The following is a 12,850-nucleotide window of genomic DNA, read 5'->3' on the forward strand; positions in this document are numbered from 1 at the left end:
AAGCAAGATCAAAAGCAGAGCAGAGCAGAGCAGAGCAGAGCAGAGCAGAGCAAGAGCAAGAGCAAGAGCGGAGCAAAGCAAGAGCGGAGCAGGCCTGAAATCGCTGCTGGTGCAGGCCTGGAGGCGGCGATAGCCGCAGCGCTACCAGCGCAATAGCGAACGGTGGTTGTCCTGAAACCTGCGAAAGAGGACAATTATCGGCTTCCCGTCACAACCAGCGACCTTGCATGGCCTTTCTTGCACTTGGTATCAACCATAAGACTGCCTCGGTAGACGTACGCGAGCGCGTGGCGTTTACCCCAGAGCAGCTGGTAGACGCCCTGCAGCAGCTCTGCCGGCTGACATCCAGCCGCGAAGCGGCGATCCTGTCGACCTGCAACCGTAGCGAGCTCTACATAGAGCAGGAACAGCTGTCTGCCGATGCTGTGCTGCAATGGCTGGCCGACTATCACCGGCTCAGCCTGGACGAGCTGCGCGCCAGCGCCTACGTGCACGAAGAACACGAGGCGGTGAAGCACATGATGCGCGTGGCCTCGGGCCTGGATTCGCTGGTGCTCGGCGAGCCGCAGATCCTCGGCCAGATGAAGTCCGCCTATGCCGTGGCGCGTGAAGCCGGTACCGTCGGCCCGCTGCTCGGGCGTCTGTTCCAGGCCACCTTCAGCGCCGCCAAGCAAGTGCGCACCGACACCGCCATCGGCGAAAACCCGGTGTCGGTGGCATTTGCCGCAGTCAGCCTGGCCAAGCAGATCTTCAGCGACCTGGGCCGCAGCCAGGCCTTGCTGATCGGTGCCGGTGAAACCATCACCCTGGTCGCCCGCCACCTGCACGAGCAGGGCGTGCGCCGCATCGTCGTCGCCAACCGCACCCTGGAGCGGGCCAGCATCCTCGCCGAACAGTTCGGCGCGCATGCGGTGCTGCTGGCCGACATCCCCCAGGAGCTGGCCAACAGCGACATCGTCATCAGCTCCACCGCGAGCCAGTTGCCAATCCTCGGCAAGGGCGCGGTAGAGAGCGCGCTGAAGCAGCGCCGGCACAAGCCGATCTTCATGGTCGACATCGCCGTGCCACGCGACATCGAAACCGAAGTCGGTGAGCTGGACGATGTCTACCTGTACACTGTCGATGACCTGCACGACGTGGTGGCGGAAAACCTCAAGAGCCGCCAGGGCGCAGCCCAGGCCGCCGAAGAGCTGGTGGCGGTCGGGGCGGAAGATTTCATGCTGCGCCTGCGCGAGCTGGCCGCAGTGGACGTGCTCAAGGCCTATCGCCAGCAAAGCGAGCGCCTGCGCGACGAAGAACTGCAAAAGGCCCAGCGCCTGCTGGCCAACGGCGGCAACCCCGAGGAGGTGCTGGCCCAGCTGGCCCGGGGGCTGACCAACAAACTCCTGCATGCGCCCAGCGTGCAACTGAAAAGGCTCTCGGCCGAGGGCCGCCTCGATGCGCTGGCCATGGCCCAGGAACTCTTTGCCCTCAACGAGGGCTCGACGGACAAATCCCCGCAATGAAAGCGTCGCTGCTGAACAAACTGGAAATCCTCCAGGACCGCTTCGAAGAACTCACCGCATTGCTCGGTGATGCCGAGGTCATTTCCGACCAGACGCGCTTCCGCGCCTATTCCCGTGAATACGCCGAAGTCGAGCCGGTCTACGCTGCATATAAAGAGTGGCGCAAAGTCCAGGACGACCTCGAAGGCGCCCAGGCGCTGCTCAAGGACAGTGACCCGGACCTGCGCGAAATGGCCGTGGAAGAAGTGCGTGAAGCCAAGGAACAACTGCTGACGCTGGAGGCGCAGCTGCAACGCATGCTGCTGCCCAAAGACCCCAACGACGGCCGCAACGTGTTCCTCGAAATCCGCGCCGGTACCGGTGGCGACGAGGCGGCGATTTTCTCTGGCGACCTGTTCCGCATGTATTCGCGCTACGCCGAAAAGCGCGGCTGGCGCCTGGAAATCCTCTCCGAGAACGAAGGCGAGCACGGCGGCTACAAGGAAATCATCGCCCGCGTCGAGGGTGACAACGTGTACGGCAAGCTCAAGTTCGAGTCCGGCGCGCACCGTGTACAGCGCGTGCCCGAGACCGAGTCCCAGGGCCGTATCCACACGTCGGCGTGCACCGTGGCGGTCCTGCCCGAACCGGACGAACAGGCCGCCATCGAGATCAACCCGGCCGACCTGCGCGTGGACACCTACCGCGCATCCGGTGCCGGCGGCCAGCACGTCAACAAGACCGACTCGGCGATCCGCATCACCCACTTGCCGACCGGCATCGTGGTCGAGTGCCAGGAAGAGCGTTCGCAGCACAAGAACCGTGCCCGCGCCATGTCCTGGCTGTCGGCCAAGCTCAACGACATGCAGACCAGCGCCGCGCAGAACGCCATCGCCAGCGAGCGCAAGCTGCTGGTGGGGTCGGGCGACCGCTCCGAGCGCATCCGTACCTACAACTATCCACAGGGCCGGGTCACCGACCACCGTATCAACCTGACCCTGTACTCGCTGGACGACATCCTCGCCGGTGGCGTGGAGGCCGTCATCGAACCGCTGCTGGCCGAATACCAGGCCGATCAGCTGGCCGCGCTGGGGGACTGATGACCATCATCGCCAGCCTGCTGCGCAACGCGCAGTTGCCAGAATCGCCCACCGAGCGGCTGGATGCCGAGCTGTTGCTGGCTGCTGCCATCGGCAAGTCACGCAGCTACCTGCACACCTGGCCCGAGCGGATCGTCAGCAGCGAAGATGCCGAGACCTATGCCAGTTACCTGCAGCGCCGGCGCGACGGCGAGCCGGTCGCCTATATCCTCGGGCAGCAAGGCTTCTGGACGCTCGACCTGGAGGTGGCCCCCCACACCCTGATCCCGCGGCCGGATACCGAGCTGCTGGTCGAAACCGCCCTTGAACTGCAACCCGCCACGCCGGCCAGGATCCTTGACCTGGGCACCGGTACCGGCGCGATTGCCCTGGCCCTGGCCAGCGATCGCCCGGCCTGGCAGGTAACTGCCGTCGACCGGGTGGAGGAGGCCGCGGCCCTGGCCGAGCGCAACCGCCAGCGCCTGGGCCTGGCAAACGCCCAGGTGCGAGTCAGCCACTGGTTCGACAGCCTGGCCGGCGAGCGTTTCGACCTGATTGTCAGCAACCCGCCCTATATCGCCGCCGCCGACCCGCACCTGGCCGTCGGCGATGTACGTTTCGAGCCCAGCAGCGCCCTGGTGGCCGGCGCCGATGGCCTGGACGACCTGCGCGTCATCGCCGCCCAGGCCCCCGCCCACCTGGTTGCGGGCGGCTGGCTGTTGCTGGAACACGGCTACGATCAGGCAGCGGCGGTCCGCGCCTTGCTGGCTGAACAAGGCTTCATCGAGGTCGCCAGCCGCACCGACCTGGGTGGCCATGAACGTATTACCCTGGGGCGCCTGCCATGCTGAGTGATCAGGAACTGCTGCGTTACAGCCGGCAGGTATTGCTGGCCCAGATCGACATCGACGGCCAGTTGCGCCTCAAGCGGAGCAAGGCCCTGATCGTCGGGCTCGGTGGCCTGGGGTCGCCGGTCGCCTTGTACCTGGCCGCCGCTGGTGTGGGCGAGCTGCACCTGGCCGACTTCGATACCGTCGACCTGACCAACCTGCAACGCCAGGTAATTCATGACAATGCCAGCGTCGGCATGAGCAAGGTCGATTCAGCCCTGCAGCGCTTGCAGGCGATCAACCCGGAAATCAGCCTGGTCGCCCATCGCCAGGCCCTGGACGAGGACTCGCTGGCCGCGGCCGTGGCGGCAGTCGACCTGGTGCTGGATTGCTCGGACAACTTCAGCACCCGCGAGGCGGTCAATGCCGCCTGTGTCGCGGCGCTCAAGCCGCTGGTCAGCGGTGCGGCGATCCGCCTGGAAGGGCAGCTCTCCGTATTCGACCCACGGCGCGACTACAGCCCTTGCTACCACTGCCTGTACGGCCATGGCAGCGAAGCCGAACTGACTTGCAGCGAAGCCGGCGTGATTGGGCCCCTCGTTGGCCTGGTGGGCAGCCTGCAGGCGTTGGAGGCCATGAAACTGCTGGCTGGCTTTGGCGAGCCGCTGGTCGGGCGCCTGCTGCTGATCGATGCCCTCGGCACCCGCATCCGTGAATTGCGGGTCAAGCGTGATCCCGCCTGTGCAGTATGTGGCAAGCGCGATGGCTGAGCGCTCGGCGCCGATCGGCGTGATGGATTCGGGGGTCGGTGGCTTGTCGGTGCTCGCCGAGATCCAGCGCCTGCTGCCTGGCGAGACGCTGCTGTACGTGGCCGATTGCGGTCACGTGCCGTATGGCGAAAAGACCCCGGACTATATCCGTGAGCGCTGCCGACGAATTGCCGGGTTCTTTCATGAACAAGGCGCCAAGGCCATGGTGCTGGCCTGCAACACGGCGACGGTGGCGGCGGTGGCCGATTTGCGCGAACTGTACCCGACCTGGCCGCTGGTCGGCATGGAGCCGGCGGTGAAGCCCGCTGCGGCTGCCACACGCTCGGGGGTGGTGGGTGTGCTGGCGACCACCGGTACCCTGCAGAGCGCCAAGTTCGCCGCCTTGCTCGACCGTTTCGCCAGCGACGTGCAGGTCGTGACCCAGCCTTGCCCCGGGCTGGTAGAGCGGATCGAAGCAGGCGACCTGGCCAGCCCGGCATTGCGCCAGTTGTTGCAAGGCTACGTACAGCCGTTGCTGGCGGCGGGCTGCGATACCCTGATCCTCGGCTGCACCCATTATCCCTTCCTGCGCCCCCTGCTGGCTGACCTGGTGCCAGCCGACGTGGCGATCATCGACACGGGTGCCGCAGTCGCCCGTCAGCTGCAGCGTTTGCTGGGCGCCCACGACCTGCTAGCCGAAGGGCCGGCAGCCGCTACCCGCTTCTGGACCAGCGCTGATCCGCAGTTAATGAGAAAAATCCTACCTTTGCTGTGGCATAAGCCCGACAGTGTGCAAAGCTTTGCGTTGTGAAAAAAACGTGAAATCAAGCTGAACTATCGTACTAATGCCGCTTTCTACCCTTTGCCTGAGATGAGGCGGACACTAACAACAGCATCAGGAAGAAGGATGTTTCTCATGAAGAAACTGCTGTGCTTGGCGGCGGCTGCCGTCGTGACCCTGGGGCATGCACTGTCGGTGCAGGCCGCCGACGTTTCGTTTTCGGTAGGGCAGACCGGCGACTCGACCATGGTCTACCGGCTGGGGCTGCAATCGAACTGGGAGGCGAGCTGGTGGCAAACCAGTGTCGGTCGCCTGACCGGCTACTGGGATGGGGCCTACAGCTATTGGGACGGTGACGAGACCGCGAGTAACCACAGCCTCTCGTTCGCGCCGGTATTCGTCTATGAGTTTGCCGGCGACTCGGTGAAGCCCTACATCGAGGCGGGGATCGGCGTGGCGGCGTTCTCCAGCACCGAGCTGGAAGACAACCAGCTAGGCTCGTCGTTCCAGTTCGAAGACCGTATCGGCTTTGGTCTGCGTTTTGCCGGTGGGCATGAAATCGGGGTACGGGCGATCCATTATTCCAACGCCGGCATCAAGCAACCGAACGACGGGGTGGAAAGCTACAGCCTGCATTACCGCATGGCGCTGTAAGCCAGCAATAGCAGCCCTGTGGCCGCCGCCCGCAAGCAGATTCATCTACCAGTGGGCAGCGGCCACAGGCTGGCCGGGTCCAGAGCTTCCAGTACCAGCTCCGGGTCATTCTGCGGCCACCGCCGCAACAGCTCTTCTGCCGCGCTCTGCGGCGTCCAGGCGTCGGGTATTGCCTGCGCCGAAGTCACGGGTGCCTTGAACGACTGTGGCCCCACCACGGTCAGCGCGACCCCCTGAGCCTGCAATGCCTGGCGCTGCTCGCGCAGCCACTTCGGCATGTTGTTCCAGCCTGCGCTCGGCTGCGTCGGTGCATACAACTGCAACGCCGAATAACGACTGAAAACCGCCATTACCTGCGGCGAGTCGCCGTTGGCCAGCAAGGGCAACGCATGGGCCAGGCAATATTCGCCAGCCAACTGGTTGCTGGTGACTATCGCCTCGAACAGCTCGCTGTCGGCCACGTCAGCCGGCAGGTAGTTGCAGGTCCCCGCATTGAGGATCAGGCCATCCAGCGCGCACCAGGCATGGCAGATCAGCTGGCCGGCCTGCGCCGCCTGCTGTTCCTCATGCAACTGCCAGGGCAGAAGCAGCAGCCGGCGCCCATGGCGTACCGCCAGGGCATCCAGTGCCTCGCCATGCTTGCCGCTTGCCGCTACCCAGTGTCCTTGGCCGAGCAAGCTTTCCACTAACGCCAAACCCAATCCATTGTTGGCGCCGGTTACCCAGATTCTACGCGCGTTGTACACGATCATGCCCTCTGACCCTGCCGGTGCGGGAGGCTTCTGAATGCTTCCAGTGCACGCTGGCGACTACTATCGAGATCGACAATCGGACTGTGATAGGAATATTTAGCAAAAAGATCGGCTGATTTCATCGGTATATGAATGGATTTTTCATCCAGGCCCTGCAATTCTGGCAACCAGTGGCGGATAAAGTGCCCCTTGGGATCGAAACGCTGCGACTGCGAGACCGGGTTGAACAGGCGGAAGTATGGCACGGCGTCGGTGCCGGTGGACGCGCTCCACTGCCAGCCGCCGTTGTTGGCGGCGAGGTCGCCATCGATCAGGTGGCGCATGAAGTGCCGTTCGCCCTTGCGCCAGTCGATCAACAGGTTCTTGCTGAGGAACATGGCCACGATCATGCGCAGGCGGTTGTGCATCCACCCGGTGTGCAGCAACTGGCGCATCGCGGCGTCGATGATCGGATAGCCGGTGCGTCCCTGTGCCCAGGCTTCGAAATCGGCCGGTGCGTCGCGCCAGGGCAAGGCCTCGGTCTGGGCCCGGAAGGCACGGTGGCGCGAGACCTGTGGATAACCGGTCAGGATGTGTTTGTAGAATTCACGCCAGAGCAGTTCGCTGATCCAGGTCTGCACGCCGCTGCTGCCACTGTCGAATTCGCCCCGGTTGCCGGCCAGGGCAGCATGCAGGCATTGGCGCGGCGAGATCACCCCGGCGGCCAGGTAAGGGGAAAGCTGGCTGGTGCCGGGCGTGGCAGGCAGGTCGCGCAGTTGCTGGTAGTCGTCGATGGTTTCGTCGACAAAGCGGGCCAGCCGCGCCTGTGCCTCGGCCTCGCCGGCAGGCCAGTGTTCGCGCAGGGCGTGGCCCGGCTTTTCGAAACCATCCACATGCTCGGGTATGGGGTCGCTGGTGACCTGTAGCGGTGCCTGGCGCTGCACCTGTCGGGCCAGGGCAGGCAGGCCGCGGTGCAGTTGCTCCAGGCAGCTCTTCTTGAACTGGCTGAAAACCTGGAAGTAGTCGCCACTGCGGGTGAGGAGGGTACCGGGACGGAAAAACAGCTGGTCGAGATGGCTGTGGGCATGGATGGCTGAACGCTCCAGCAGGGCGCGGGTGGCGTCGTCGCGGCGCTGCTCGTTGAGGCCGTATTCCTCGTTCCAGTGCACGCTGTGAACGCGATGCTGGCGGCATACCTCGAGCACCGCTTGTGGCGCCTGCTCCCAGGTATCGATGGTGCGGATCAGCAAGGGGATGTTCAGCCGCGCCAGCGATTGCCTCAGGTCACGCAGGTTACGCAGCCAGAAGTCGACCTTGCAGGCGGCGTCGTCGTGAGCCCGCCACTGCCCGGGGCTGACCAGCCACAGGGCGATGGTCGGGCCACGTTCACTGGCGGCACTGAGGGCGGTGTTGTCGTCGATGCGCAGGTCGCTGCGCAGCCAGGTCAAGTGCATGATGGGTCCGGTCCTGAGGGCGGCCTGTCAGTGCCCTGAAGCAAACGCAGGGCTGCCTGTGGGGTATCGAAGAAGGAGAGGGCGCGATGCTCGAGGCTGGCCAGCGGCACTTCGTGCATGGCCAGTGTCGACCCGCCCAGCAGGGCGGGAACTGGCAGGCTGCGCAGCATGCGTTGCAGCGCCTTGGCATCGATGCGCGGGCCAAGGTGCAGGATGACCGCGCGCACCTTGAGGGAAGTGGCGGCATGGCTGAGCTGTGCAGCACCGATTGGATGCTCCAGCACTTCGACCGCAATACCATTGTTGGTCAGCAACCAGGCGCATAACCACAGCTCGGGGTTGAAGCCGCGCTGGTAGTCATCGGCCAGCAACACCGCCGGGCCTGGCAGCAACTGGTTGTCGTGATAGACCCGGGCGCCAAGCTTGCTGCGCAGCCATGTGTTGAAGAAGATCTGCTCCAGCCCGGCATTGAAGTAGTTGCGCCAGCGCAGCTCGAGAATGTCGAGCAGCGGCAGCAGCAATTGTTCGCACAGGGTAACCGCCGGGTATAGCGCCATGGCCTGGTTGAGCTGTTGGTCGAGCGCACGTTGCGAAAGATTGGCGATGGCATCGATCAGCTGGAACTGCCTGGTTTGCCAGTCGCCTTTGGGCGGTGTGGCGGTGGGCTTGTCGAGTAGCTCGCGGACCTGGCTGACCGATGCGCCACGTTGCAGCCAGGCGAGGATCGCCTCCACCCGTTCGACCTGGTCCAGTGGGTACAGACGGTGCCCCTTGGCCGTGCGCTGGGGCTTGAGCAAGCCGTAGCGTCGCTCCCAGGCCCTCAAGGTAACCGGGTTGACGCCGGTACGGCGGGCCAGCTCGCCGATGGGCAGGAGGATCTCAGACAGCATTGCGCAGCCCCAGGCTCTCTGGGTGCGGCTGCAGATAGGCCTGTTGCAGCAGATACGGATCGGGGTGCTTGCGCAAATGGTGCTTGAGCAAGGTCAGTGGCACGACCAGTGGTATCACGCCTTGCTGGTACTGGCCGATGATGGCCTGCAGTTCGGCCTTGTCCTGTGGCGTCAGGGCGTCCTTGAAGTAACCACACAGGTGCTGCAGGACATTGCCATGAGTGCCGCGGCTGGCGCAGCGGCGCAGCGCCTGCATCAGCTGGCTGAAGTAGCGGGGGCCTATGCTTTGCGGGTCGTCGTCGCGGCGCATGCTGCCGAGCAGGCGCCCCAGGGTACGGTAGGCCTGGGGATTGTTGGCCATCAGCAGGTACTTGTAGCGCGAATGGAACTGCACCAGCGCACCGCGGCTCAGGCCCTCGGCCAGCAGGCGTTGCCAGTCGGCATAGGCATACACCCGGCTGATGAAGTTCTCGCGCAGCACGGCATCGTGCAGGCGGCCTTCCTCTTCCACGGGCAGGTCCGGGCGTTGTGCACAAAACGCCTGGGCATACGCGCCACGCCCGCTATTGATGGCCGGGCGGCCATTGTCCTGGTACACCTTGACCCGCTCCAGCCCGCAGGACGGCGACTTTTGCATGAAGATGTAGCCACAAATGCCATCGAGTTGCGCAGCCATTTGCTCACCGTAGCTGCGCAGCGGGCCGGTCAGGTCGATGTCGCGGTTGCGGGTGCCGACCACTTCCGGTCGCTCGGGGTCGCCGACCAGGCGAATGGGGTCGCGCGGTGTGCCGAGACCGATGGCCACCTCCGGGCACACCGGCAACCAGTCGAAGTGTTCCTCGAGCTGCAGGCGACACAGGTCGGAGGCCTTGTGGCCGCCGTTATAACGCACGCTGTGGCCGATCAGGCAGGCGCTGATGGCAATGCGCGGCTTGCGAAGAGTGGAGGGGTCGTGCATGGCTGTCTCCATAAACCTGTACGAGAACAAAATCTTGTACAGGTTTATTCCAGCACAGCCGAGAAGTTATGCAAACTAGTATTTTTGTATAGCTACGTCACTCAAGGTGTTCAAGCAGCCGCCGTGCTGCTTCCTGGCCACTCAGCCAGGCGCCCTCGACACGCCCGGACAGGCACCAGTCGCCGCACGCATACAAACCCTGGTCGGCATCGGCCAGCGCCCCCCACTCGTGGTTGCTGGTCGGGCGGGCATACAGCCAGCGGTGGGCCAAGGCAAAGGTCGGCGCCGGCACCACGCAGCCGACCAGCTCGGCGAATTCGCCCCACAGCTGCTCGATCACCTCTTCCTTGGGCAGGTCGATATGTTGCCGGCTCCAGCTCGAGGTGGCGTGCAGCACCCAGGTGTCGAGCTGTTCGTCACGGCCCGGTTTGCTCCGGTTGCGGGCCAGCCAGTCGAGCGGGTTGTCCTGCACGAAGCAGCCTTGCATGGGGGTGTCGAGGGGGTGTTGGAAAGCTACGGCCACGGCCCAGGTGGGCTCCATCTGCACCCCTGCCGCCACTGCGGCCAGCTTCGGAGTAGCAGCCAGCAGTGGCGTGGCCTGCGGGGCCGGCACGGCGATGACCACGCGGCTGAAGGGGCCGTGACTGCAGCCTTCGGTATCCTGCAGGTGCCAGTATTGCTTGCCGCGGAACACCTCGGCGATGCGGCAGCCGAAGTTCACCGTCACATCCTTGAGCAGGCCGCGGGTAATGGCGCTCATGCGCGGCACGCCGACCCAGCGCGTCTGTTCGTCCGGAGAGGGGCTGAGTTCGCCATCGCGGTAGTTGTACAGCTGCGGCTTCCATTGCTGGGCCCAGCCGGCGGCCACCCATTGCTGCACCTGCTCGACGAAGCGCCGGTCACGGGCGGTGAAGTACTGGGCACCGAGATCCAGCGCGCCAGCCTCGCTGCGCTTGCTGGCCATGCGCCCGCCACTGCCATGGCCTTTGTCGAACAAGTGCACGGATTGCCCGGCCTTCTGCAAGGCCTGGGCGGCAGACAGGCCGGCGATACCGGCCCCGATGATGGCGATTGGTACTGTCATGATGGCCTCTTCAAACCTTGCTGTAAGCAGACTACGCTGTCAGACAAACCTGTACAATGCACAAATTTTGTATAAGGTTATACCGCTTTGGCGGGCAGCTTGGCCTATGTTTATCCGAGAGCGTCGGGTCAAAAAAGTGCCTTGTCGTTAAAAATAGACCACCGCCGCATTCTGCGAGGACACAGCCATGCATATATTGCTGACAGGCGGCACCGGGTTGATTGGCCGGCACCTGTGCCGGTACTGGCTTGGCCAGGGGCATCGACTGACGGTGTGGAGCCGGCGGCCTGAACAGGTGCCGGCAATCTGCGGGGCCGGTGTGCGCGGTATCGCCCGGCTGGAGCAGCTGGAGGTGGACGATCAGCTGGATGCGGTGGTCAACCTGGCTGGCGCTCCGATTGCAGACCGGCCCTGGACGGCGGCCCGGCGCAACCTGTTGTGGGCCAGCCGGGTCACCCTTACCGAGCAGTTGCTGAGCTGGCTGGGCACCCGTGAGCAGCGCCCGGAAGTGCTGATTTCCGGTTCGGCGGTAGGCTGGTACGGGGATGGTGGCGAACGCGAGCTGAGCGAGGTTTCGCCACCGGTGCGGGAAGATTTCGCCAGCCAGTTGTGTATTGCCTGGGAGGAAACTGCGCTGCGTTCCCAGGCCCAGGGCATTCGCGTGGTGCTGGTACGCACCGGGCTGGTGCTGGCCGCTGATGGCGGCTTTTTGTCGCGCCTGCGCACGCCCTTCAAGCTGGGGTTGGGCGGGCCTTTGGGCAGCGGGCGGCAGTGGATGCCCTGGATCCATATAGACGACCAGGTCGCCCTGATTGATTTTCTCTTGCAGCACAAGGACGCCAGCGGTCCTTATAATGCCTGCGCTCCGGAGCCCGTGCGCAACCGTGAATTCGCCACGCGCCTGGGCCGCACCTTGCACCGCCCGGCGCTGCTGCCGCTGCCGGCACTGCTGCTCAAGGCCGGTCTGGGCGAGCTGTCGGTCCTGCTGCTCGGCGGCCAGCGCGCCCGCCCGGTACGCTTGCTGGCGGCAGGCTTTACCTTCCGCTTCAACGATCTGCAATCGGCCCTGGACAACCTGTCCGGCCAACTCTGACATAGGACGCTGCATGACCGATCACGCCCTGCTGCTGGTCAACCTGGGTTCCCCTGCTTCCACTTCGGTGGCCGATGTGCGCCGCTACCTCGACCATTTTCTCATGGACCCGTATGTGGTCGACCTGCCCTGGCCGCTGCGCCGACTGCTGGTGTCGCTGATCCTGATCAAGCGACCGGAGCAGTCGGCGCACGCCTATGCCTCTATCTGGTGGGACGAGGGGTCGCCACTGGTGGTGCTGACCCGGCGTCTGCAGGCGGCGATGGTCGGGCACTGGCCGCACGGCCCGGTGGAAATCGCCATGCGCTATGGCCAGCCGGCATTGCCTGAAGTACTGGGGCGGCTGGCGCAACAAGGCGTGCGCAAGGTGACCTTGGCACCGCTCTACCCACAGTTCGCCGACAGCACGGTGACCACGGTAGTGGAGCAGGCAAGGCAGACCATTGCCGAGCAGCGGCTACCGTTGCAGATGCGCGTGCTGCAGCCGTTTTATGAACACCCGGACTATATCGAGGCACTGGCCGCCAGCGCCCGTCCCTATCTGGAGCAGGCCTATGACCACGTACTGCTCAGCTTCCACGGCCTGCCGGAACGCCACCTGAAGAAGTTGTTCCCGAAAGGTAGCCAGCACGACCTGCGGGCTGCCGATTGCTGTCACGCTGCGCCCGCCGAAGTGCGGGCGGTCTGCTACCGTGGCCAATGCCTGGCCACGGCCAAGGCTTTTGCGCGGAAAATGGGCATTGCCGATGGCAAATGGTCGGTATCGTTCCAGTCGCGGTTGGGCCGGGACAAGTGGATCGAACCCTATACCGAGACACGCCTGGACGAGCTGGCCAGGGCCGGGGTGAAGAAGCTGTTGGTGATGTGCCCGGCGTTCGTCGCCGATTGCATCGAAACGCTGGAAGAGATCGGCATGCGTGGCAGTGAGCAGTTTGTCGAGGCGGGGGGGCAGGAACTGGTGCTGGTGCCGTGCCTCAATGATCATCCGGAGTGGGTGAGGGTGCTGGCCGATATGTGCGAAAAGGCCTGATTCTCAGGGCGTCTGTCTGTGCCGGCCTCTTCG

The 12,850-nt window shown here is 64.5% G+C and carries 13 protein-coding genes; 8 read left to right on the forward strand and 5 right to left on the reverse strand.

Going from position 1 to position 12,850, the window contains the following annotated elements:
* The first annotated feature begins 227 nt into the window (after window positions 1-227).
* The 6 genes from hemA (at window position 228) to ACLEJP_RS12820 (ending at window position 5,577) form a co-directional block, all read left to right on the forward strand.
* Entirely contained in the window at window positions 228-1,505 is a 1,278-nt protein-coding gene (gene hemA / locus ACLEJP_RS12795; protein ID WP_440806885.1) for a glutamyl-tRNA reductase, read from the forward strand.
* A complete protein-coding gene (gene prfA / locus ACLEJP_RS12800; RefSeq protein WP_170028253.1) occupies window positions 1,502-2,584 on the forward strand; it encodes a peptide chain release factor 1 in 1,083 nt (360 codons plus the stop codon). Before hemA ends, prfA begins: the two co-directional genes overlap by 4 nt.
* Window positions 2,584-3,414 carry a peptide chain release factor N(5)-glutamine methyltransferase gene (gene prmC / locus ACLEJP_RS12805; protein ID WP_440806888.1) on the forward strand — a complete coding sequence of 277 codons (831 nt, stop codon included), beginning with the start codon at window positions 2,584-2,586 and terminating at the stop codon, window positions 3,412-3,414. Before prfA ends, prmC begins: the two co-directional genes overlap by 1 nt.
* A complete protein-coding gene (locus tag ACLEJP_RS12810) occupies window positions 3,408-4,163 on the forward strand; it encodes a molybdopterin-synthase adenylyltransferase MoeB (RefSeq protein ID WP_289133827.1) in 756 nt (251 codons plus the stop codon). The genes prmC and ACLEJP_RS12810 overlap by 7 nt, the downstream gene beginning before the upstream one ends.
* Window positions 4,156-4,953: a glutamate racemase gene (murI, locus tag ACLEJP_RS12815; RefSeq protein WP_440806889.1), complete on the forward strand. Its 798-nt coding sequence runs from the start codon at window positions 4,156-4,158 to the stop codon at window positions 4,951-4,953. The genes ACLEJP_RS12810 and murI overlap by 8 nt, the downstream gene beginning before the upstream one ends.
* A 105-nt stretch (window positions 4,954-5,058) precedes the next feature.
* Complete coding sequence (locus ACLEJP_RS12820; protein ID WP_440806890.1) at window positions 5,059-5,577, forward strand: acyloxyacyl hydrolase; 519 nt, start codon at window positions 5,059-5,061, stop codon at window positions 5,575-5,577.
* A 41-nt stretch (window positions 5,578-5,618) separates the two neighbouring features.
* Here the strand turns inward: ACLEJP_RS12820 and ACLEJP_RS12825 are convergent, their stop codons facing one another.
* The 5 genes from ACLEJP_RS12825 to ACLEJP_RS12845 all read right to left on the reverse strand — a co-directional run bounded on the left by ACLEJP_RS12825 (window position 5,619) and on the right by ACLEJP_RS12845 (window position 10,694).
* On the reverse strand, window positions 5,619-6,329 hold the full coding sequence (locus ACLEJP_RS12825) for an SDR family oxidoreductase (protein ID WP_440806893.1): 711 nt from the start codon (window positions 6,327-6,329) through the stop codon (window positions 5,619-5,621).
* Window positions 6,326-7,762, reverse strand: a complete 1,437-nt coding sequence (phrB, locus tag ACLEJP_RS12830; RefSeq protein WP_440806895.1) for a deoxyribodipyrimidine photo-lyase — start codon at window positions 7,760-7,762, stop codon at window positions 6,326-6,328. The genes ACLEJP_RS12825 and phrB overlap by 4 nt, the downstream gene beginning before the upstream one ends.
* Window positions 7,753-8,652 carry a MerR family transcriptional regulator gene (locus ACLEJP_RS12835; RefSeq protein WP_440806896.1) on the reverse strand — a complete coding sequence of 300 codons (900 nt, stop codon included), beginning with the start codon at window positions 8,650-8,652 and terminating at the stop codon, window positions 7,753-7,755. Before ACLEJP_RS12835 ends, phrB begins: the two co-directional genes overlap by 10 nt.
* Entirely contained in the window at window positions 8,642-9,610 is a 969-nt protein-coding gene (locus ACLEJP_RS12840; protein ID WP_440806899.1) for a YbgA family protein, read from the reverse strand. Before ACLEJP_RS12840 ends, ACLEJP_RS12835 begins: the two co-directional genes overlap by 11 nt.
* A gap of 97 nt (window positions 9,611-9,707) precedes the next feature.
* A complete protein-coding gene (locus ACLEJP_RS12845) occupies window positions 9,708-10,694 on the reverse strand; it encodes an NAD(P)/FAD-dependent oxidoreductase (protein ID WP_440806901.1) in 987 nt (328 codons plus the stop codon).
* 187 nt (window positions 10,695-10,881) lie between these two features.
* Between ACLEJP_RS12845 and ACLEJP_RS12850 the strand changes: the two genes are divergently transcribed.
* Both ACLEJP_RS12850 and hemH read left to right on the forward strand, forming a co-directional pair.
* Window positions 10,882-11,787 (forward strand): TIGR01777 family oxidoreductase, encoded by a 906-nt coding sequence (locus ACLEJP_RS12850; RefSeq protein WP_440806903.1) that lies wholly within the window; start codon window positions 10,882-10,884, stop codon window positions 11,785-11,787.
* Between the two features lie 13 nt (window positions 11,788-11,800).
* On the forward strand, window positions 11,801-12,817 hold the full coding sequence (hemH, locus tag ACLEJP_RS12855) for a ferrochelatase (RefSeq protein ID WP_440806906.1): 1,017 nt from the start codon (window positions 11,801-11,803) through the stop codon (window positions 12,815-12,817).
* Window positions 12,818-12,850 lie beyond the last annotated feature (33 nt).

The sequence above is a fragment of the Pseudomonas sp. SMV7 genome, from assembly GCF_052041995.1.
Classification (GTDB): domain Bacteria; phylum Pseudomonadota; class Gammaproteobacteria; order Pseudomonadales; family Pseudomonadaceae; genus Aquipseudomonas.